At 65.1% G+C, this 20,738-nt stretch carries 21 protein-coding genes; 14 read left to right on the top strand and 7 right to left on the bottom strand.

Annotation, left to right across the window (positions count from 1 at the left end; genetic code table 11):
* Positions 1–64 precede the first annotated feature (64 nt).
* The 3 genes from PQU89_RS13645 to PQU89_RS13635 all read right to left on the bottom strand — a co-directional run bounded on the left by PQU89_RS13645 (position 65) and on the right by PQU89_RS13635 (position 2,495).
* On the bottom strand, positions 65–1,288 hold the full coding sequence (locus tag PQU89_RS13645) for an MFS transporter (protein ID WP_272766310.1): 1,224 nt from the start codon (positions 1,286–1,288) through the stop codon (positions 65–67).
* 328 nt (positions 1,289–1,616) lie between these two features.
* Complete coding sequence (locus tag PQU89_RS13640; RefSeq protein ID WP_272766309.1) at positions 1,617–1,877, bottom strand: hypothetical protein; 261 nt, start codon at positions 1,875–1,877, stop codon at positions 1,617–1,619.
* A 15-nt stretch (positions 1,878–1,892) separates the two neighbouring features.
* Positions 1,893–2,495: an arylesterase gene (locus PQU89_RS13635; protein ID WP_272766308.1), complete on the bottom strand. Its 603-nt coding sequence runs from the start codon at positions 2,493–2,495 to the stop codon at positions 1,893–1,895.
* On the opposite strand from PQU89_RS13635, the gene PQU89_RS13630 reads away from it, so the two are divergent.
* The 11 genes from PQU89_RS13630 to PQU89_RS13580 all read left to right on the top strand — a co-directional run bounded on the left by PQU89_RS13630 (position 2,494) and on the right by PQU89_RS13580 (position 12,320).
* Entirely contained in the window at positions 2,494–3,189 is a 696-nt protein-coding gene (locus tag PQU89_RS13630; protein ID WP_120809189.1) for an ABC transporter ATP-binding protein, read from the top strand. The genes PQU89_RS13635 and PQU89_RS13630 overlap by 2 nt on opposite strands.
* Positions 3,186–5,663, top strand: coding sequence for an ABC transporter permease (locus tag PQU89_RS13625; RefSeq protein ID WP_272766307.1), 2,478 nt, complete (start codon positions 3,186–3,188; stop codon positions 5,661–5,663). Before PQU89_RS13630 ends, PQU89_RS13625 begins: the two co-directional genes overlap by 4 nt.
* Before the next feature lie 14 nt (positions 5,664–5,677).
* Positions 5,678–6,235, top strand: a complete 558-nt coding sequence (locus tag PQU89_RS13620) for a DUF2946 family protein (RefSeq protein WP_272766306.1) — start codon at positions 5,678–5,680, stop codon at positions 6,233–6,235.
* A gap of 143 nt (positions 6,236–6,378) precedes the next feature.
* Positions 6,379–7,368 (top strand): endolytic transglycosylase MltG, encoded by a 990-nt coding sequence (gene mltG / locus PQU89_RS13615; protein WP_272766305.1) that lies wholly within the window; start codon positions 6,379–6,381, stop codon positions 7,366–7,368.
* Positions 7,369–7,370: 2 nt separating this feature from the next.
* The gene (gene tmk / locus PQU89_RS13610) at positions 7,371–7,997 is read left to right on the top strand and encodes a dTMP kinase (RefSeq protein WP_373322820.1); all 627 of its coding nucleotides are present in this window, start codon (positions 7,371–7,373) and stop codon (positions 7,995–7,997) included.
* Positions 7,997–9,004: a DNA polymerase III subunit delta' gene (holB, locus tag PQU89_RS13605; RefSeq protein ID WP_272766303.1), complete on the top strand. Its 1,008-nt coding sequence runs from the start codon at positions 7,997–7,999 to the stop codon at positions 9,002–9,004. The genes tmk and holB overlap by 1 nt, the downstream gene beginning before the upstream one ends.
* A 12-nt stretch (positions 9,005–9,016) precedes the next feature.
* Positions 9,017–9,388: a PilZ domain-containing protein gene (locus PQU89_RS13600; protein ID WP_047967842.1), complete on the top strand. Its 372-nt coding sequence runs from the start codon at positions 9,017–9,019 to the stop codon at positions 9,386–9,388.
* A gap of 166 nt (positions 9,389–9,554) precedes the next feature.
* Positions 9,555–10,268 (top strand): hypothetical protein, encoded by a 714-nt coding sequence (locus tag PQU89_RS13595; protein ID WP_272766302.1) that lies wholly within the window; start codon positions 9,555–9,557, stop codon positions 10,266–10,268.
* A gap of 124 nt (positions 10,269–10,392) precedes the next feature.
* The gene (locus PQU89_RS13590; RefSeq protein WP_272766301.1) at positions 10,393–11,178 is read left to right on the top strand and encodes a TatD family hydrolase; all 786 of its coding nucleotides are present in this window, start codon (positions 10,393–10,395) and stop codon (positions 11,176–11,178) included.
* A gap of 4 nt (positions 11,179–11,182) precedes the next feature.
* The gene (locus PQU89_RS13585; protein WP_272766300.1) at positions 11,183–11,956 is read left to right on the top strand and encodes an MBL fold metallo-hydrolase; all 774 of its coding nucleotides are present in this window, start codon (positions 11,183–11,185) and stop codon (positions 11,954–11,956) included.
* A 13-nt stretch (positions 11,957–11,969) separates the two neighbouring features.
* Positions 11,970–12,320, top strand: a complete 351-nt coding sequence (locus PQU89_RS13580) for a hypothetical protein (protein ID WP_255909819.1) — start codon at positions 11,970–11,972, stop codon at positions 12,318–12,320.
* A 110-nt stretch (positions 12,321–12,430) separates the two neighbouring features.
* On the opposite strand, the gene argP is transcribed toward PQU89_RS13580, so the two are convergent.
* Entirely contained in the window at positions 12,431–13,333 is a 903-nt protein-coding gene (gene argP / locus PQU89_RS13575) for an HTH-type transcriptional regulator ArgP (protein ID WP_272766299.1), read from the bottom strand.
* A gap of 114 nt (positions 13,334–13,447) precedes the next feature.
* Between argP and PQU89_RS13570 the strand changes: the two genes are divergently transcribed.
* Positions 13,448–14,056: a LysE/ArgO family amino acid transporter gene (locus PQU89_RS13570; protein ID WP_272766298.1), complete on the top strand. Its 609-nt coding sequence runs from the start codon at positions 13,448–13,450 to the stop codon at positions 14,054–14,056.
* Positions 14,057–14,161: 105 nt separating this feature from the next.
* On the opposite strand, the gene PQU89_RS13565 is transcribed toward PQU89_RS13570, so the two are convergent.
* The 3 genes from PQU89_RS13565 to ppsR form a co-directional block, all read right to left on the bottom strand.
* On the bottom strand, positions 14,162–14,479 hold the full coding sequence (locus PQU89_RS13565; RefSeq protein ID WP_189353996.1) for a chorismate mutase: 318 nt from the start codon (positions 14,477–14,479) through the stop codon (positions 14,162–14,164).
* A 59-nt stretch (positions 14,480–14,538) separates the two neighbouring features.
* Positions 14,539–15,564: a tryptophan--tRNA ligase gene (trpS, locus tag PQU89_RS13560; protein ID WP_272766297.1), complete on the bottom strand. Its 1,026-nt coding sequence runs from the start codon at positions 15,562–15,564 to the stop codon at positions 14,539–14,541.
* A gap of 220 nt (positions 15,565–15,784) precedes the next feature.
* Entirely contained in the window at positions 15,785–16,606 is an 822-nt protein-coding gene (gene ppsR / locus PQU89_RS13555; RefSeq protein ID WP_047967859.1) for a posphoenolpyruvate synthetase regulatory kinase/phosphorylase PpsR, read from the bottom strand.
* A gap of 297 nt (positions 16,607–16,903) precedes the next feature.
* Between ppsR and ppsA the strand changes: the two genes are divergently transcribed.
* Together ppsA and PQU89_RS13545 are read left to right on the top strand one after the other, a co-directional pair.
* Positions 16,904–19,291 carry a phosphoenolpyruvate synthase gene (ppsA, locus tag PQU89_RS13550; RefSeq protein ID WP_272766296.1) on the top strand — a complete coding sequence of 796 codons (2,388 nt, stop codon included), beginning with the start codon at positions 16,904–16,906 and terminating at the stop codon, positions 19,289–19,291.
* A 181-nt stretch (positions 19,292–19,472) separates the two neighbouring features.
* Positions 19,473–20,471, top strand: coding sequence for a class 1 fructose-bisphosphatase (locus PQU89_RS13545; RefSeq protein WP_272766295.1), 999 nt, complete (start codon positions 19,473–19,475; stop codon positions 20,469–20,471).
* Positions 20,472–20,738 lie beyond the last annotated feature (267 nt).

Genomic DNA, 20,738 nt, shown 5'->3' with positions numbered 1-20,738 from the left:
CCGGCCCGTGCCAACCCTGAGGTTGGCCGCAGTCACCACCCTGCATCCGCGATGCAGGGTTTTTTTATGGCGCCGGCGCCAGCATCTGGCGCAGCGCGCCAGCCTGTAACAGCACGGTCAGCAGCGCCACCCCGGCGCACAGCCACCACAGCAGCGCGCCGCCGAACTGGCCGTAGGCCCAGGTGCCGATCGCCGGCGCGTACAGGGTGCGGCCACTCCACGCCGCGGCGTAGACGCCGAGGTAACGGCCGCGCTGGCGCCCTTCCGAGCGCTGCATCACGATCACCGACCAGGTCGGCGACAGCAGCAGCTCGCCGACGGTCAGCACCAGCATCGCCAGCAGCGCCCAGCCGGCGGCGATGCCGGCATTGAGCACCAGGAAGCTCATGCCGATGCACAGCACGCCGAGGTGCGAACAGCGCTGCAGCCCCCAGCGTCCGACACGGTGGGCAATGCTGACCTGCAGCGCCACCACCATCAGCCCGTTGAGGGTGAACAGATAGCCGATCCACTCCGGCCCCAGCCGGTAGTGTTCGCGCAGGAACATGCCCAGCGTGCCGTACATCTGGTCGAATACCGCCAGGATCAGCAGCTGCCCGGCGATGAAGCGCAAAAAGGCGTGGTCCTGCCACGGCGAGCCGTCCTGCTCCACCAGCTTGGCCGCAGGCGCTTGCGTCCGGCTCGGCGGCGGCTGGCGGCGATAGGCGCTCACCAGCCACAGGCAGGCCAGCAGGCTGGCGCAACCCTGAGCCACAAACACCCACTGGTAGCCGTACACCGCCAGCAGGCCGCCGGTGATGCCGGCCAGCGAGGTGCCGAGGTTGAACGCCACCCGGTACAGCCCCTGCGCGGTGGCGCGCTGCGACGGCGCGCATGGCTCCAGCACCAGCCGCATATTGCCGGGGCGGAAGCCGCCGTCGGCGATGCCGGTCAGCAGCAGCAACGGCACGAAGCCCCACACCGGCAGCGGCAGCGCCAGTGACATGGTCAGCAGCCCGCTGGCCAGCAGCAGCGCCGCGCACAGCTTGCGGGTGTCGAGGCGGTCGCTGAGGGCGCCGCCGCCATAGGCACCCAGCACGCAGCCTAGACCGTAGCAGCCCATCAGCAGGCCGATGCTGCCGTAGGGCAGCCGGTAGCGCTCCAGAAAATAGAGCGGCAGGAACAGCTTGGCGATGCCACCCATGGTGTTGATCATGGTGGCGATGATCTGGATGTAGACGCCGGCGGGCAGGCCGCGGAACGGGGAAAGCAGTTTACGCCCGAGGGTAAGGGCGATTGCGGCCAACATGACGGTTTCCTTGTGGGAGAGGTGGGCCGGCGTGAAAGCCGGGCGGGCAATGGCGCCCACTGCAGCGTAACTGCATTGTCATGAAAATGGCAAATGTTGGCCGCAAACGTTGCGTTCTTGGCAGGAAATAGCCTGGAAATGGCGCTGCAGGGTCGCGGTGCGGGTTTGTGTTTCTTACTGACGGTGCTGAAGCTGGGGATGGTGGTCTGAAGTCATGATTTGCAGGTCAATGTGGCGTGACTCGTGCGAGGTCGCCTGCCAGTGCATGCCCTTGTGGGGCTGACGGCTCTGTCTTCCTGATGTGGTCTTGGGGAGGAGCAATGCCGGCTCAGGGTAGCAGGGCATATCGCTGTCGAAGTTGTTCCATGGCACGGACGGGGCCCTCGACGGTCAGTCCGAGATAGGTTTCTGTTTCAATGGTGAGGTAGCCATCGGGGCCGGCGAGTTTCCAGTGGCAGATCTCTTGGGAGCCCCCCAGCCCCTGCCAAGTATCTATCTGCTCATAGTTTAGCGACCGCAGTGCCTCACCCAGGCGGGAAAGGGCTTTGTCGTCATATTCTTCGCCGATTGCCCAGCAAATGGTCTGCATGGTTTGCCCTCCTGATTATTTTTTGGGTAAAAAAGGTAGCAGCGCTGGTAGCACGTTGCGCACCATGCGCGGCTGCGCCTCGGCGACCGGATGGATGCCGTCGCCCTGGAACAGCGCTAGATCCTGCTCGAAACCGGCCACCAGCAGCGGCACCAGCGTTACTTTGTGCTGGCGTGCCACTTTGTCATACACCTGCCGGAACTTGGCGCCGTAATCGGGGCCATAATTGGGGGGCAGCGCCATGCCGACCAGCAGCACCCGCGCCCCGGCGCGCTGGGCCAGGCGGACCATGGCGGACAGGTTGTCCTGCATCGCCGGCAGCGGCAGGCCGCGCAGGCCATCGTTGCCGCCCAGCTCCAGAATCAGTACCTCCGGGCGCTGTTGCCGCAGCACCGCCGGCAGCCGGGCGAGGCCGCCGGCGGTGGTTTCGCCGGACAGGCTGCTGTTGATGACCTGGTGCGTGCTGCCCAGTTGTTGTTGCAGCAGCCTGACCCAGCCTTGCTCCGGGCGCAGGCCATAGGCGGCGGACAGGCTGTCGCCGAACACCACGATACGCGCGGCGTGCGCCATGTGCGGCGCCAGCAGCAAGACACCCAGCAGAAAGCAGCGATAAAGCATGAATCCATCTCCAGAAAATAACGTGATCCTGCGCGCCGAAGCGCTGGCGCGCCAGGTCGACTATCACGGCCAGACGCTGACCATCTTGCACCAAGCCAGCTTCAGTGTCGCCGCCGGCGAGAGCGTCGCCATCGTCGGCGCCTCCGGCAGCGGCAAATCCACGCTGCTTGCCATTCTGGCAGGGCTGGACCCGGCAAGTTCCGGCGAGGTGTGGCTGGACGGCCAGGCGCTGTCGGCGCTGGACGAGGATCAGCGCGCGCTGCTGCGCCGCGACAAGGTCGGCTTCGTGTTCCAGAACTTCCAGCTGATGCCGCAATTCACCGCGCTGGAAAACGTGATGCTGCCGCTGGAGCTGGCCGGGCGCGGCGATGCCCGCGCCGCCGCCAGCGCCATGCTGCAGCGCGTCGGCCTCGGCCACCGTCTCGATCACTACCCGCGCCACCTGTCCGGCGGCGAACAGCAGCGGGTGGCGCTGGCGCGCGCCTTCGTGGTGCGGCCAACCTTGCTGTTTGCCGACGAGCCGACCGGCAACCTCGATCCGGCCACCGGGCGGCAGGTGATCGAGCTGCTGTTCCAGCTCAACGCCGAGGCCGGTACCGCGCTGGTGCTGGTCACCCATGACACCGCGCTGGCATCGCGCTGTGCCGCGGTCTACCGCCTCAACGACGGCCGCCTGCAGCGGGAGGCGACATGAGCCGGCTGTCGCTGCAGATGGGCTGGCGCCTGTTGCGGCGCGAGCTGCGCGCCGGCGAGCTGACGGTGCTGCTGCTGGCGCTGCTGGTGGCGGTGACGGCGATGAGCAGTGTCGCCTTCTTTTCCGACCGCATCGAGCAGGCGCTGACGCGGCAGGCCAGCCAGCTGCTGGCCGCCGATCTGGTGTCCAACGGCAACCGGCCGCCGCCGGACGCGTGGCGGCAGCAGGCGGCGCAGCGTGGCCTGCAGCAGGCGGAGGCGGCCACCTTCCCGTCGATGGTGTTCGCCCGCGAGCAGGCGGTGCTGGCGACGCTGAAGGCGGTCACCGCCGGCTACCCGCTGCGCGGCGAGGTGCAGCTGCGCACGCCGCAGGGGCTGAAAGAGGGCCGGCTGGCGCCGGCGCCGGGCGAGCTGTGGGCCGATACCCGGCTGCTGCAGAAGCTGGGCCTGCGCCTGGGCGACAGCGTGCGCCTCGGCAACGTCAGTTTGCGCCTGAGCGCGGAAGTGCTGCGCGAGCCGGACGGCGCGATGGACCTGTACAACTTCATTCCGCGGGCGCTGTTCAACCACGCCGATCTGGCCGCCACCGGGCTGGTCCAGGACGGCAGCCGCGTGCGCTACCGGCTGATGGTGGCCGGCGATGCCGCCAGCGTGGCCGGCTACCGGCAGTGGCTGGCGCCGCAGCTGGACCGCCGCACGCGGCTGGAGGATGTCGAGGAGGCGCGGCCGGAGGTGAAATCGGCGCTGGAACGGGCACGGCGCTTTCTCGGCCTGACCGCGCTGCTGTCGGTGCTGCTGTCGGCGGCGGCGGTGGCGCTGGCGGTGCGCCGCTATCTGGCGCGGCACTGGCAGAGCGTGGCGGTGATGCGCGCGCTGGGGCAGACCGGTGGCGAGGTGGCGCTGGTGTGGGGCAGCCTGTTCCTGTGGCTGTCACTGGTGGCCGGCGTGCTCGGCACCGTCGCCGGCTATGGCGTGCAGGCCGGCTTGCTGCTGCTGGCGCAGCAGTGGCTGGGCGCGGGGCTGCCGGCGCCGGCACTCACCGCCTGGCTGAGCGGGCCGCTGTCGGCGCTGATCCTGCTGGCCGGTTTTGCGCTGCCGCCGCTGTTGGCGCTGCGCCGCATTCCGGCGGTGGCGGTGTTGCGTGCCGACATGCCGACCTCCAGCCGTTCGCTGCTGGCGCCGCTGCTGGCCATTGTCGCACTGCTCGGGCTGGCGGCGTGGCAGGTCGGCGACAGCACGCTGGCGCTGTGGTTGCTGGGCGGGCTGGCCGGCTTCCTGCTGGCGGTCGGCCTGCTAGCCTGGGGCGTGGTGCGCCTGCTGCGCCGCGTGCCGCTGTCCGGTGCCGTCGGCTGGCGCCACGGTGCGGCCAACCTTGCGCGGCGGCCGTGGCTGGCGGTGATCCAGATCGCGGCGCTGTCGGTGAGCCTGATGGCGCTGCTGACGCTGACCGTGGTGCGCGACGACCTGATCGGCGCCTGGCAGAAGTCGCTGCCAGCCGATGCGCCGGACTCGTTCCTGATCAATCTGCAGGCACCGCAGCAGGCGACGCTGAACACGCTGTTCGCCAGGGTTGGCCGCAGCGCGCCGCAGGCGGCGCCGATGACGCGGGCGCGACTGCTGGCGATCAACGAGCGTGCGGTGAAGGGTAGCGACTATGAGGACGAACGCGCGCAGCGGCTGGCCGAGCGCGAGTTCAACCTGTCGTGGCGCGCCGCGCCGCCGCCGGGCAACGGCTTCAGCGCCGGGCAGTGGTGGCCGGCGGACAGCACGCAGCCGGCGTTCTCGGTGGAGCAGGGGCTGGCCGAAACGCTGGGCATTCGCATGGGCGACGTGCTGGTGTTCGACATCGCCGGCACCCGCTGGCAGGCGCCGGTGACCAGCCTGCGCAAGGTGGCGTGGGACAGCTTCCAGCCCAATTTCTTCGTCATCGCGCCGGCCGGCTGGATGGGCGGCGAGAGCGCCAGCTACATCACCAGCTACCGCGCGCCGGACAAGGACTTCAACAACCGGCTGGTGGCGGCGCTGCCCAATGTCACCGTGATCGACATCAGCGTCATCGTGCGCGAGGTGAAGGCGGTGATCGAGCGGCTGGCGCTGGCGGTGGAAACCATGTTCAGCCTGGCGCTGGCCGCCGGGGTGCTGGTGCTGTGGGCGGCGCTGGCCGCCACCCGCGACGAGCGGCAGTTCGATGTCGCGCTGCTGCGCGCGCTGGGTGCCTCGCGACAGCAGGTGCGCGCGGTGATCCTGGCCGAACTGGCGTGGCTGGGCGGCCTGACCGGGCTCTTGGCCGGCATCGGCGCGATGGCGATCGGTAGCCTGGTGGCGGTGCAGCTGTTCAACCTGCCGCTGGCGCCGAACCTGTGGCTGCCGCTGCTGGGCGCGCTGTGCGGCGGCGCGGTGGTCGGCCTTGCCGGCTGGCCGCTGCTGCGTAAAATCACGCGCACCCCGCCCACCGACATACTGCGCAACAGCTGAGCAGGAGCGAAAAAATGGATGCAATGGTATTGGCGGCTATCGCCAAGTGGCCGAACGTGCCGGCGGTGTTCGGCTGGCTGCGGCTGGATGCGCGCGGCCAGTGGTGGCTGCGCGAGGAGCGGCTGAACCAGGCCGCGATCGTGGATTTCTTCCGCCGCAACTACGCGCGCGACGGCGACGGCCGCTACTACGTGCAGAACGGCCCGCAAAAGGTCTACGTCGCGCTCGATGCCGCGCCCTATGTGGTGCGGCGCGGTGAGGCCGGCTGGCACTGGCTGCCGGATATCGACCCCGGCACGCCGCGGCTGGCGCTGCTGGACGAGGGCGGGCGGCTGTTTGTCGAGGCCGGCGGCGAGCTGGCGGTGGTGGACGACCGCGAGCTGCTGGCGCTGAGCGAGGTGATGCTGCGCAGCGCCGATGGCCAGCTGCCGACGGCGGCCGACTGGACGGCGTGGCAGCAGGGCACGCTGGCGCTGCAGTTGTGCCTGGCCGAGGGCAGCCTGCCGCTGCGGCCGCTGGCCGCCGCCGACGTATCGCAGCGCTACGGTGTGGTGCTGTCGCCGCAGGCTTGAACGGCGCGCCGCTTTGGCGCGGAAGGCGGCCGGCGTGCGTGGTATCATCGCGCGTTCGGCGCCAGCGTCCCTTTTTTCCCGGCGCCAGCGCGCCTTTTTACCCGGCGCCAGCGCCTCTTTTTACCTAAGTTGATGAAGTCCGTATGCACCGATTGATAGGCCGTATCCTTGCCGCGTTCGCGCTGCTGTTTGCCCTGTGGCTGGCCTGGGTGGTTGCCGTCCCGGTGACCCCGCCCGGCTCGCCCTACACCGTCAGCGTCGCCCCCAACCGCACCATGGGCCAGCTGGCGCGCACGCTGGAAGAGGATGGCGCCATCCGCAACCGCTGGGTGATGGTGGCGATCTCGCGCATGATGGGCAGCGACCGCAAGCTCAAGGCCGGGCTGTACCAGTTCTCCGGTGCCACCGCGCTGTGGCAGTACCTGTCGCGCTTCAACGACGGCCACCCGGACCAGGCCAGCGTCACCATCATCGAGGGCTGGACCTTCCGCCAGTTCCGCGCGGCACTGCGTGACGAGGAAGACCTGCGCCAGGACAGCGCTACCTGGAGCGAGCAGCGGCTGCTGGCCGAGCTGGGCATGACCGAGGGCAGTGTCGAAGGCCTGTTCTTCCCCAGTACCTACTACTACCTGCCGGGCAGCAGCGACGTGGAGCTGCTGCGCCGAGCCAACCAGACGCTGATGCAGCAGCTGCAGACGGTGTGGGAGTCGCGCGCCGCCGACCTGCCGTACCAGACCCCGTACCAGCTGCTGATCATGGCCAGCCTGATCGAGAAGGAAACCGCGCGCGAGGAAGACCGCAGCATGGTGGCCAGCGTGTTCGTCAACCGCCTGCGTATCGGCATGCGGCTACAGACCGATCCGGCGGTGATCTACGGCATGGGCGAGCGCTATCGCGGCCGCATCGGCAAGGACGCGCTGCGCCGCGACACGCCGTACAACACCTATACCCGCGCCGGGCTGACGCCGACGCCGATTGCGCTGGTCAGCCGCGCGGCACTGGACGCCGCCGCGCACCCGGCACCCAGCCGCGCGCTGTACTTCGTGTCGCGCGGTGACGGCACCACCCAATTCTCCGAAACACTGGACGAGCACAACGAAGCCGTCCGCCAATACATCCTGAAGAAAGGTTGATGATGTCCAGAGCGCGCTTCATTACGCTGGAGGGACTCGACGGTGCCGGCAAGACCACGCATTTGACCTTCATCCGCAACTGGCTGGCTGCGGCCAACGTTGACACCGTGTTCACCCGCGAGCCGGGCGGCACGCCGCTGGGCGAGAAGCTGCGCGAGCTGCTGCTCGACGTTGACACCGAGGCCACGCTGGATACCGAGACGTTGCTGATGTTCGCCAGTCGCCAGGAGCTGCTGTCGTCGGTGATCCGCCCGGCGCTGGCCATGGGACGCTGGGTAGTCAGTGACCGCTTTACCGATGCCACCTTCGCCTACCAGGGTGGTGGCCGCGGCGTGCCGGCCAAGCGCATCGCGCAGCTGGAAGAGTGGGTGCAGCAGGGCCTGCAGCCGGACCTGACCATTCTGCTCGACGTGCCGTTGCAGGTATCGCAGCAGCGCCTGAGCCAGACGCGGCTGCCGGACCGTTTCGAGCGCGAGCGCGAGGACTTCCACCAGCGCGTGCGCGACAGCTACCTTGCCCGCGCCGCCGCCTATCCGCAGCGTTTCTTCGTGGTCGACGCCACCGGTGACATCGCCGACATCCAGCAGCAGCTGGCCGGCCGTCTCTCCATGCTGAAAGCACAAGCCTGATGCGTTACCCGTGGCAAGCCGGCGACTGGCAAAGGTTGGCCGCCAACTTCGAGCGCCTGCCCAACGCCTGGCTGCTCAGCGGCCCGGCCGGCATCGGCAAGCGCGAGTTCGCACAGGAAGTGGCGCGCTCGCTGCTGTGCGAGGCGCCGCAGGCCGACCATCACGCCTGCGGTCAGTGCCAGGCCTGCCACTGGTTTGCCGCCGGCAACCATCCCGACCTGCGCGTGCTGACGCCGCACGGCGACGACGAGGAGGCGGAAGAGGGTAAGGAAGCCAAGGCGCCGAAACGCAAGCTGCCGGTGATCAAGATCGACGGCGTGCGCAACGTGATCGAATTCGCCCACCTCAGCGCCCACCGCGGCGGACGGCGGGTGGTGATCGTGGAACCGGCGGAAGCACTGAACCCGGCCGCCGCCAACGCGCTGCTGAAAGTGCTGGAAGAACCGCCGGCCGAGGTGGTGTTCCTGCTGGTGTCCGATGCGCCGCAGCGGCTGCTGCCGACCATCAAGAGCCGCTGCCGCCAGTTCCCGCTCAGCCTGCCGTCGGCGGCACAGGCACTGGCGTGGGTGAACGAGCAGGGCGTCGAGGACGCCGAGGCCGAGCTGGCGTTTCACGGCGGCATGCCGCTGTTCGAGCACGACGCGGCGGAGGCGGCGCTGCGCAAGCAGTTCGTGTCCGGGCTGACCGAGTGCAGCATGGGCAGCGTGCTGAGCCTCGCCGATGCCGTCGACAAGCAGAAAGTGGCGCTGGAGCTGCCGCTGCGCTGGCTGGGCAAATGGCTGCACGACCTGGCCGCCTTGCGGCTGGGCGGCGCGGTGCGCTACTTCCCGGCGCAGCAGGCGGCGATGCAGCGCCTGCTGCCACGGCTGAATATCCATGCTTTAATGGATTGCCAGCGCGAACTGACCGCGCTGGCGCCGTACGGCCAGCACACCCTGGTGACAAGGCTACAACTGGAAGCCCTGTTGATGAACTACCTGAAAGCCTTTGCCGGCAAGCCCACCTGACACAGGACCAGCATGGATAACGCAGTCGAGATCAAGCCCGATGCCAGCCGCCCCGGCGTGCTGTCGCTGTCGATCAAGGAACGTAGCGCGCTGTACGCGGCCTATATGCCTTTCCTGCGCAACGGCGGCATCTTCGTACCGACCAACCGCGACTACAACCTCGGCGACGAGGTGTTCCTGCTGCTGACGCTGCTGGACGACACCCAGAAGCTGGCGATCCCCGGCAAGGTGGCGTGGCTCACCCCCGCCGGCGCCAACAACAACCGCAACCAGGGCATCGGCATCGAATTCGCCGCCGACGAAACCTGCAAGCAGGCGCGGCTGAAGATCGAGAGCCTGCTCGGCGGCGCGCTGAACTCGACGCGGCCGACGCATACCATGTGATTTTTTCTTACGATTTATGCTTTTGGTTTAAGTTGTTTTGTTTTTCTCCTTTTTGAAATAATATTCATTTTGGTTTTTTTCTGTGGCAAGACAATGGCAACAGAAAAACAGGCTGAATATTGATCATGCGGGATGAACCGGTACACAAGGCCGGAAAGGGGAAAAAATGAAACGCTTCATTAGCGCGCTGGCGCTGTTGGCATTGATGGGGAGCGCGCAGGCAACGGAAGTCCGTGTCGACTTCGGTTTTTTTGACTCGGCCAAGGAGCAAGGGAATAAGTTCGTGCAAGCTCTGCCGAAAGGTACCGAGCTGAGCCGGTTGACACTGGGCAGCAAGCCGCTTGAGCTGGGCAGTTCCTGGCAGGTGCTGCATAGTGGTTATTATCTGGATACGGTCGACGAAGTCGGCTCGCCGATTTCCGGGCGGGGCGTGGCAACCGGTTATCTTTATCTCGGCAAATTCAATGCCGAGCGACTGAATGAATTCATGCGGCTTGATATCAGCCTTTACAGCCGTGTCCGCACCGAGTATCTGACCAATATTCTCCCTGTGTGCCAGAAAAGCGAAGACTATGTCTATCAGGATATTCTCGAAGCCAGAAATCAGCGCATGTCTTGCCTCGCGGTACGGGTAGCAAGCCCGGCACTGGAGTCTAAGCGTTCCGATATTTACAGCGCCGTCGAAAATGCCTATGGCGATATGCTGTTCCAGGCGGATAGCCAAGGCAGCACAAAACTGTACATTACCGAACTGTACGAAACGAAGAGCAGTAACCAGTTCCGCTTGTATCGGGTCATGCCGGCGGAAGGCAGGGCGTTGCCGCAACTGAGCGATGAGCTGGTCAGGATGCGTAGCAATCTCCAGAGCACCTTTTTCTGAGCGGCAGTAATGGAAAGCTGCTCGCTGTGAGCAGGCAAGTTCACAAGCAGTAGGCAATCTTCTACAATTTCTGCTGTCAATTTGTTGCGGCCAACGTTGGCCGCAATTTTTTTGGAAGCCCATCATGCTGGTCGATTCGCACTGCCATATCAATTTCCCCGACCTTGCCGCGCGCATGCCGGAAGTATTGGCCAATATGGCCGGCAACGGTGTCGGCCACGCGTTGGTGATCGGTGTCAGCCGCCCGAAATATCCGGAGGTGCTGGCACTGGCCGAGGCGCACGCCAACCTGTTCGCCACCGTCGGCATCCACCCGGACGACCCGGAGGCGGAGGAGTTCAGCGAGGACGAGCTGGTGGCGCACGCGGCGCACCCGAAGGTGGTCGGCATCGGCGAAACCGGCCTCGACTATCACTGGTGTCAGGGCGATCTGGCGTGGCAGCACGAGCGCTTCGGGGTGCACATCCGCGCCGCGCGTCGCACCGGCCTGCCGCTGGTGATCCACACCCGCTCCTCCGCCGCCGATACCGTGCGCATGATGCGCGAGCACGGTGCAGATCAGGCCGGCGGCGTGATGCACTGCTTCACCGAAGACTGGGACACCGCCCGTGCCGCGCTGGATCTGGGCTTCTATATCTCGCTGTCTGGCATCGTCACCTTCAAGAACGCGGCGGTGGTGAAGGAGGTGGCGCAGAAGGTGCCGCTGGAGCGCTTGCTGGTGGAAACCGACTCGCCGTACCTAGCGCCGGTGCCGTTCCGCGGCAAGACCAACGAGCCGGCCTTCGTCAAGCACGTGGCAGAGCATATCGCCGAGCTGCGCGGCCTGTCGTTCGAGGCGGTGGCGGAGGCCACCACCGACAATTTCTTCCGCCTGTTTGCCAAGGCGCAGCGCGTCGCGGGGCAGGGTTGAGACCATGGTGACGAGCAAGCTGCAGTGGACAGTACTCGGTTGCGGCTCCAGCAGCGGCACGCCGGCCATCGGTTGCGGCTGCCCTACCTGCAGCTCGACGGATACGCGCAACCGGCGCACCCGTTGCTCCGCCTATGTGCGCATCGGCGACGCCGGCGTGCTGATCGACACCGGCCCCGACCTGCGCCAGCAGGCGCTGCGCGAGGGCATCAGCCGCGTCGATGCCGTGCTCTACACCCATCCGCACGCCGATCACCTCAACGGCATCGACGACCTGCGCGCCTTTTGCTACGTGAAAAAGGGGCCGATCACGCTGTACGGCAATGCCTTCACGCTGGACAACATCCGCCGCCGCTTCGATTACGCGCTGGCGCCGCCGTCGCCGGTGTGGGACAAGCCGGTGCTGCACACCGAGCTGGTGACGGCGCCGTTGACCATCAACGGCGTGACGGTGACGCCGATCCCGCTGCAGCACGGCGGCTGGCCGTGCCTGGGCTGGCGCATCGGCGATGTGGCGTGGCTGACCGACCTGTCCGACATTCCCGACTCCAGCCTGCCGCTGCTGCAGGGGCTGGACACGTTATTCCTCGACTGTCTGCGACCGGAGCCGTACCCTTCGCACCTGCATCTGGCGGCGTCGCTGGACTGGGCACAAAGGTTGGCCGCAAGGCAGACCTTCCTGATCCACATGACGCACCAGCTGGAATACCAGGCCCTGTCGGCGCAGTGTCCGCCGGGGGTGGCGGTGGCGTACGATGGCCTGCAACTGACTTTTTAAGAGCTGACAAACAATGAGCATGCTGATTCTGGGGCTGGTCGCGCTGATCGGTCTGGTATTTTCCGTCGCCGTGGTGGTGTTCTATCTCGGCTGCCTGGGCGCGACGATGGCGGCCTTCAACCACGGCCGCATCGTGTGGGGCTCGCTGACCTTCTTCCTGCCGCCGCTGTCCTTTCTGTTCGCGCTGCGGCACCGTGCCGAGGCGGACTGGTCGTTCGGCTTCATCTGGAAGGGCGGGCTGGTGGTGCTGCTGATCGTCGGCGGCGTCTGGCTCGGCATGCAGCTGCTGCCGGAGCACGCGGCGCAGGGCGCCAGCGCGATGGGCAAGCTGCTGCCGCTACCGGCCGGCCCGGTCGCGCAGTAAGCAGGGCACGGCGCACTGCTGCGCCGTGTACCGGCAATCCCAATCATTGGCCGCACCGCCTGCCCGAAGGCGTGCGGCCAATCTTATTTCAGGCGGCTTGCCAGCCAGCTTCAGCCGCCCGACGTTGGTCGCAACACCTGTTGCGCGGCGGCAATCAGCACCTCGCTGAGTCTGGCCAGCCTCGGCGACTGTACCTGCCAGTGGTGCCAGTACAGCGCCACGTCCACCGGCTTGTCCGGCTGCAGCGGCAACAGGGTGTGCGCCTGGCCGCTGGCGGCCAGCTGCACGTCGGGTAGCATGCCCCAGCCCAGTCCCAGGCACACCGCCTGCAGGTAGGGGTCGGACGCGGGCAGGAAGTGACAGGGGTAGCTGTCGTCCGGCAGGCCGAAGTGCTGCAGCAGCCAGTCGGCCTGCAGCCTGTCCTTGCGGTTGTAGATCATCACCGGGGCGCGGCGCAGTGCGTCACGGCTGACGCCGCCGGCAAACCAGCGCGCGTGGTAGTCGGCACTGGCCAGCGCCTGGTAGCGCATCACGCCCAAGGGGCTGGCGCTGCAGCCGCGCATTGCCTGCGGCTCGGTGGACACGCAGCCCAGCGCCATGCCGGCCTGCAGCAGGGTGTAGGTGTGGTCCTGGTCGTCCACGATCGCGTCCAGCAGCACGCGTTCGCGGATCAGGAAGGGGGTGAGCGCCGGCAGGAACCAGCTGGCGATGCTGTCGGCGTTGATTGCCAGCGACACGCTGAGCATCGCGCTGTCGTCGCCGGCAAAGGTGGCGGCGAGATCGGCCTCCAGCAGCGCGGCACGCTGCAGGTGCTGGCGCAGCAGCTGCCCTTCGCGCGTGGCGCGGCAGGGGCGGCTGCGCACCAGCAGCGGTTTGCCGAGCACCTCTTCCAGCGCGCGGATGCGCTGCGAGATGGCGGACGGGGTCAGGTGCAGGTCCTGCGCGGCCTGCTCGAAGCTGCCGCTGTCCAGCGCGGCCAGAAAGGCCTCGCTGTGCCTGGGGTCGAGTTTCATGGTGAGACAATGTAAGTGAAACGAAATTAATGATAGCCAAGATAATTTAATCTTGCTGTTGTTGTGTGGCGGTCGCGGCGATACTGCGGCCAACCTTACCTCGTGGAGCACACCATGCTGACAGCAAGCTATTTCAAGGGCCTGGGTCTGGGCGCCAGCCTGATCATGGCCATCGGTTCACAGAACGCCCACGTGCTGAAGATGGGCCTGTTGCGCCAGCACGTCGGGGTGACGGTGCTGGTGTGCATGCTGTGCGACGCGGTGCTGATCGCCGCCGGCGTGGCCGGCATGGGCAGCCTGATCCAGCGCAGCCCGCTGCTGCTGGAGGTGGCGCGCTGGGGCGGTGCGGCCTTCTTGTTCTGGTACGGGCTGCGCGCGTGGCGGGCGGTGCTGGCCGACGAGAGCCTGCAGATCGCGGCCGGTGCCACGGCCATGCCGCTGAAAGCTGCGCTGCTGACGGTGCTGGCGCTGACCCTGCTGAACCCGCACGTATACCTGGATACCGTGGTGCTGCTGGGCAGTATCGGCGGCCAGGAGGCGGGCGCCGGCCGCCTGTGGTTTGCGCTGGGCGCGTGTACCGCGTCGATGCTGTGGTTTGCGGCGCTGGGCTACGGCGCGCGGCTGCTGGCGCCGCTGTTTGCGCGGCCGCTGTCGTGGCGGGTGCTGGACGGCGTGGTGGGCACGGTGATGTGGACGCTGGCCGGCGCGCTGGCCCTGTCCTGAGCGGCGCGGGCGGCATGAAAAAAGCGACACCCGTCCGGTGTCGCCTTTTTTTGTCTGGTGCGATGGGCCGCCATCGCACCGTGGAAAAGCCGGAGCCGTCGTCGTTCATGCGTGCGCCTCCCGTTCGCCGACCAGGCGCAGCCGCTCGGCGCGCTCGCTGTCGATGAAGTGGCCGATCATGGTGCGGTAGATCTTGGCGGTGAGCGCGGCGTCGGCGCCCAGCTCACCGGCGAGACGGGTGACGCGACGCATCACCTGGTCGACGCGCTTGCCGTCTTCCACTTCGGCGTCGCTGTGCTTGAAGGCGGCGGCCTGATGTACGTACAGCCCACGTTCGGCAATCAGGCTGACGATGGCGCGGTCCAGGGCATCGATCTGCGAGCGGACTTCGTCCAGGTTACGACACTGGTAAACCCATTCCATGGTGTGACTCCCGATGTCAGTGCGGCCAACGTTGCGGGTTGGCCCCAAGGTAAGCGATCTCAGTAGTAGTTCAGCCCCATCGCGGCCTTCACTTCCGCCAGCGTCTGCGCCGCCACCGTGCGTGCCTTGTAGGTGCCTTCCTTCAGCAGCGCCATCACCTGTGCCGGGTCCTGCGCGTAGTGTTCGCGGCGGGCGCGGATCGGTGCCAGCAGCGCCTGCAGCCGTTCCTCCAGCTGCTTCTTGATCACGCTGTCGCCGAGGCCTCCGCACTGGTAGCGCGCCTTGAGATCGGCCACCAGTGCGCTGTCCGGTTCGAAGGCGTCCAGATAGGCGAACACCACATTGCCCTCGACCTGGCCCGGGTCATCGACGCGCAGATGATTGGCGTCGGTGTACATCATCTTCACCGCGTGGCTGATCTCGTCCGGGCTGGCCGACAGCGGCAGCGCATTGCCCAGCGATTTCGACATCTTGGCCTTGCCGTCGATGCCGGGCAGGCGCGCGCCGGCGGTCGGCACCACCGCGCGCGCCTCGACCAGCACCTCGCGGCCAACGCTGCTATTGAAGCGGCGGGCAATCTCGTTGGTCTGCTCGATCATCGGGATCTGGTCGGCGCCGACCGGCACGATGGTGGCCTTGAACGCGGTGATGTCGGCGGCCTGGGCGGCCGGGTAGGTGAGGAAACCGGCCGGGATGTCGCGCTCGTAGCCGCGCAGCTTGATCTCGTCCTTGATGGTCGGGTTGCGTTCCAGCCGCGACACGGTGACCAGGTTGAGGTAGTAGGACGCCAGTTCCATCAGCTCCGGCACCAGGCTCTGGATGAAGATGGTGCTCTTGGCCGGGGCGATGCCGACGGCGAGGTAGTCCAGCGCCACCTGCAACACGTTGTCGCGCACCTTCAGGTAGTTGCCCATGTTGTCGGTCAGCGCTTGCGCGTCGGCCAGCAGCAGGAATTGCTGGCAGCGCTCCTGCAGGATGACGCGGTTGCGCAGCGAGCCGACGTAGTGGCCGAGGTGCAGCGGGCCGGTGGTGCGGTCACCGGTGAGGATGATGTCGTTACTGGATACGGTGCTGAGGATGTCCATGCTGATCTCCGTTATTTCGCGGAAGACCGACTTGGCGCAGGGGAGAGTAGTGCTACAAAAAACCCGGGCGCCTTGTCGGCTGCTCCCGGGTTTGCTTTACGTACGCAACCACGGTGCCGCCGTCAGAGGCGCCACCAGGTAAAAAAGAAAGCTGCGGTTGCGGGTTTGGTAGTCATGTTTTTCATCAAATCACGGCATTGCCGCAGGCGTCAAGCCGTTTTTAGAAGCGGCGGTTGAGGTGCGCCTTGTGCATGATGGTGGAGGCGATTTCCTCGATCGACTTGTGCGTAGTGCTGATGAACGGCACCGAGTGATGGCGGAACATCGACTCGGCCTCGTTCACCTCGCGGCGGCAGTTGTCCATGCTGGCGTAGCGCGAATCGGGGCGGCGCTCGGAGCGGATGTAGTGCAGTCGCGCCGGATCGATGGTCAGGCCGAACATCTTGCTGCGGTACGGCAGCAGCATTTTCGGCAGCGTCGGACTATCGAGGTCTTCCGGGGTCAGCGGATAGTTGGCCGCCTTGATGCCGTACTGCAGCGCCAGGTACAGGCAGGTCGGTGTCTTGCCGGAACGCGACACGCCGATCAGGATCACGTCGGCCTCGGCCAGATCCTTCAGCTTCACGCCGTCGTCATGGTTGAGCGAGAAGTTCACCGCCTCGATGCGGTGATCGTATTCCGCTTCGTTGCTCATGCCATGCGCCTTGCCCAGCTGTAGTGTCGCTTTTTCACCCAGCTCCCGTTCCAGCTCGCCGATGAAGGTTTCGAAAAAATCGATCACCAGCGCGTGGCTGATCTGCAGTGCGGCGCGGACATCGGCCTTGATGATGCTGGTGAAGACCAGCGGCTTGAGGTGGTCGGTGGCGCCGACTTCGTCAATCTGGCGTGTCAGCTCCTGCGCTTTCTCCACGGTATCGATAAACGGCACCGTTTCACGCTTGAACTCTTGGGCATCAAATTGCGTCAGCAGGGTGTTTCCGAGTGATTCGGCGGTGATCCCGGTACGGTCGGAAACAAAAAAAACGGAACGGCGATGCGGCATGGTGATTTCCTGCAAATGTCCAGTGGCGGTCTACAGCGGCAAGTCTGCGGGCAGGCGGCGGCGGATGCAAGCCGCAAGCGCGGCGGTTGCCGGCAGAGTGCTGTAGTTTGCCGACTACAGCGGTAGTCGGCAAAACTGCGACATTGTGGTGCAGGGTGGAACACCAGAAAGCGGCGTTGTGCCTTGAGTAAGGGCAAACCCCGTGTTGTGCAGTGCAGAAGTAGCTACGCAAACAGCGACTTGTTCGGCTAGAATGCGCTATCCCTATCGTCCAATCCACATACAGGAAGTGAAGTGATGGCAGAGAACTACGTCATCTGGTTCGAGAAGCTGCGCATGACAGACGTTGAAGAAGTAGGCGGCAAGAATGCCTCTCTCGGCGAAATGATCAGTCAGCTGGCAAACTCCGGCGTGCGAGTACCGGGAGGCTTTGCAACCACTGCAGACGCCTATCGTGACTTTTTGCAGCACAATGGCCTCGCCGACCGAATCAACCAAGCCCTTGGCAAACTCGATATCGATGATGTCACCGAACTGGCCCGCGTCGGCAAGGAAATTCGGCAATGGATTATCGACACCCCATTCCCGGCCAAGCTTGATGAAGACATCAAGACTGCCTGGGACAAAATGGTCGCCGATGCCGGTGGTGCCGATATTTCCGTCGCAGTCCGTTCCTCTGCCACCGCAGAAGACCTCCCCGATGCCTCGTTCGCAGGCCAGCAAGAAACCTTCCTGAACATTCGTGGCCTTGACAACGTCAAGGACGCCATGAAGCACGTTTTCGCTTCCCTCTATAACGACCGCGCCATCTCCTATCGCGTACACAAAGGCTTTGCCCACGATGTGGTGGCACTGTCGGCTGGTGTGCAGCGCATGGTGCGTTCCGATAGCGGCGCTGCCGGCGTGATGTTCACCATCGATACCGAATCCGGTTTCGAAGACGTGGTCTTCATCACTTCTTCCTACGGTTTGGGCGAGACAGTGGTACAAGGCGCGGTGAACCCGGATGAGTTCTATGTCCACAAGCCAACCCTGCGTGCCGGTCGTCCGGCCGTGCTGCGCAAGAACATGGGCTCCAAGCTGATCAAGATGGAGTTCACTGACGCGTCGCAAGCCGGCCGCTCGGTGAAAACCGTCGACGTGGCACCGGAACTGCAAAAACAGTTCTCGATCTCCGACGCGGAAGTGGAAGAACTGGCCCACTACGCGCTGATCATCGAAAAACACTACGGCCGCCCGATGGATATCGAGTGGGGTCGTGACGGTACCGACGGCAAGCTGTACATCTTGCAAGCGCGTCCGGAAACCGTGAAGTCGCAGGAAGACCGCAAGGACACCCTGCGCCGCTATCGCCTGAAGAACAAGTCCACCGTGCTGGCTGAAGGCCGCGCCATTGGCCAGAAGATCGGCCAGGGCACCGTGCGCATGATCAAGGACGCGTCCGAAATGGATCAGGTCAAGGCTGGCGACGTGCTGGTTACCGACATGACCGACCCGGACTGGGAACCGGTGATGAAGCGTGCCGCCGCCATCGTGACCAACCGTGGTGGCCGTACCTGCCACGCCGCGATCATCGCGCGTGAACTGGGTATTCCTGCCGTAGTCGGCTGTGGCGACGCGACCGACCTACTGCGCGACGGCATGCAGGTGACCGTGTCCTGCGCCGAGGGCGACACCGGCAACATCTACGACGGCCTGCTGGACGTGGAAATCATCGAGCTGGAGCTCGACAAGATGCCGAAGTCCCCGGTCAAGATCATGATGAACGTCGGCAACCCGGAACTGGCCTTCGACTTCGCGCAGCTGCCGAACGAAGGTGTGGGTCTGGCGCGCATGGAGTTCGTGATCAACCGCCAGATCGGTATCCATCCGAAAGCGCTGCTGGAGTTTGATACTCTGCCGGCCGACCTGAAGGCAACCATTACCGATCGCATCGCCGGTTACGCCAGCCCGGTTGACTTCTACGTCGACAAGATTGCCGAAGGCGTGTCAACGTTGGCCGCAGCGTTCTATCCGAAAAAGGTCATCGTGCGCATGTCCGACTTCAAGTCGAACGAGTACGCCAACCTGATCGGTGGCCAGCTGTACGAGCCGCACGAAGAAAACCCAATGCTGGGCTTCCGTGGTGCTGCGCGTTACGTGGCCGACAGCTTCCGTGACTGCTTCGAGCTGGAATGCCGCGCCATCAAGAAAGTGCGCGACGTGATGGGCCTCACCAACGTGGAAGTCATGATCCCGTTCGTGCGTACCCTGGCCGAAGCCGAGAAAGTGATCGAGATCCTGGCCGCCAACGGCCTGAAGCGCGGCGAAAATGGCCTGCGCCTGATCATGATGTGCGAACTGCCGACCAACGCGGTACTGGCCGAGAAGTTCCTGCAGTTCTTTGACGGCTTCTCCATCGGCTCCAACGACATGACCCAGCTCACCCTGGGCGTGGATCGCGACTCCGGTGGCCCGATCGCCACCACCTTCGACGAGCGCAACGAAGCGGTGAAAGCCATGCTGCACATGGCGATCCAGGCTTGCCGCAAGCTCGACAAGTATGTCGGTATCTGCGGTCAGGGCCCGTCCGATCACCCGGACTTTGCCAAGTGGCTGGTGGAAGAGGGCATCGAGACTATCTCGCTGAACCCGGACACCGTGGTGGAAACCTGGCTGTACCTGGCCAAGGAACTCAACACCTGAGCCTGACTGCCTGATCCTGTCAACGCCCGACTGGCGCGTGCATCGAATGTACGCGCCGCCCAGTCGGGCGTTTTTCTTTGTCAATTCATGTAGTTCGCAGGTAACACCCCCGATGGCAGAAGGGCGATGGTAAACTTTGCCCATTGCCGTTTTTCACCTACCTTGCGATACGAGGACAACGATGAGCCGTATCTCCCTTTCCCGCTTCCTGATTGAAGAACAGCGCCAGCACGGTGCACTGCCGCCGGACCTGCGTCTGCTGATTGAAACCGTGGCGCGTGCCTGCAAGGCCATTGCCCACTCCGTCAACAAGGGCGCGCTGGCTGGTGTGCTCGGCGAAGCCGGTACCGGCAACGTGCAGGGCGAAGCCCAGAAGAAACTGGACGTGATCGCCAACGACATCCTGCTGGAAGCCAACGAATGGGGCGGCAACCTCGGCGCCATGGCCTCCGAAGAGATGGAGCTGCCGCACTCGATCCCGGATCACATGCCGCGTGGTCGCTACCTGCTGCTGTTTGATCCGCTGGATGGTTCTTCCAATATCGACGTCAACATCTCGGTCGGTACCATCTTCTCGGTGCTGGAAGCGCCGGAAGGCAACGAGCAGCCAACCGAACAGGACTTCCTGCAGCCGGGTAGCCGCCAGGTTGCTGCGGGTTATGCGCTGTACGGTCCACAGAACATGCTGGTGCTGACTTTCGGCCAGGGTGTGTACGGCTTCACGCTGGACCGTGAGCTGGGTTCGTGGGTGCTGACCAACTCGCGCATGCAGGTGCCGGAAACGACCAAGGAATTCTCCATCAACATGTCCAACCAACGGCACTGGGAAGCACCGGTGCAACGCTATATCGGCGAGTTGCTGGCTGGTCAGGAAGGCCCGCTGGGCAAGGACTACAATATGCGCTGGGTAGCCTCCATGGTGGCCGAGGTGCATCGCATCCTGGTGCGTGGTGGTGTGTTCATGTATCCGAAGGATGCGCGCGACCCGGGCAAGCCGGGCAAGCTGCGGCTGATGTATGAAGGCAACCCGATGGCCCTCATCATCGAACAGGCCGGTGGTGTCGCGACCAACGGCTACCAGCGCATTCTCGATATCCAGCCCAACGGTCTGCACGAGCGAGTTGCGGTATTCCTCGGCTCCAAGGAAGAAGTGGAACGCGTCACCGCTTATCACGCGTAATTCACACGCTAGATTCAGCTACCAAAGGTTGGCCGCAGTGCTTGCGGCCAACCTTTTTCATTTTTCTTGACGGTGGGGTGCTTGTGAAATCAAGGAGTTGCCGCTTTGGTGCTGGAAAGTGCGCTTTGGGGTGTTGACGCGGGTGGCGGGCTTCGCTATAGTTCGCCTCCTCAGCTGACGCCGCAAACGAAACGCGGTTCAGCACTGCTCTTTAACAGAACGAATAACCGATAGGTGTAAGTGTCTGGCCAAGCCAAATACTTGCAC

The organism is Vogesella indigofera (assembly GCF_028548395.1).
Classification (GTDB): domain Bacteria; phylum Pseudomonadota; class Gammaproteobacteria; order Burkholderiales; family Chromobacteriaceae; genus Vogesella; species Vogesella indigofera_A.
Note: the sequence above shows the minus strand (reverse complement) of the source record. Positions and strands in the feature narration are given on the sequence as shown.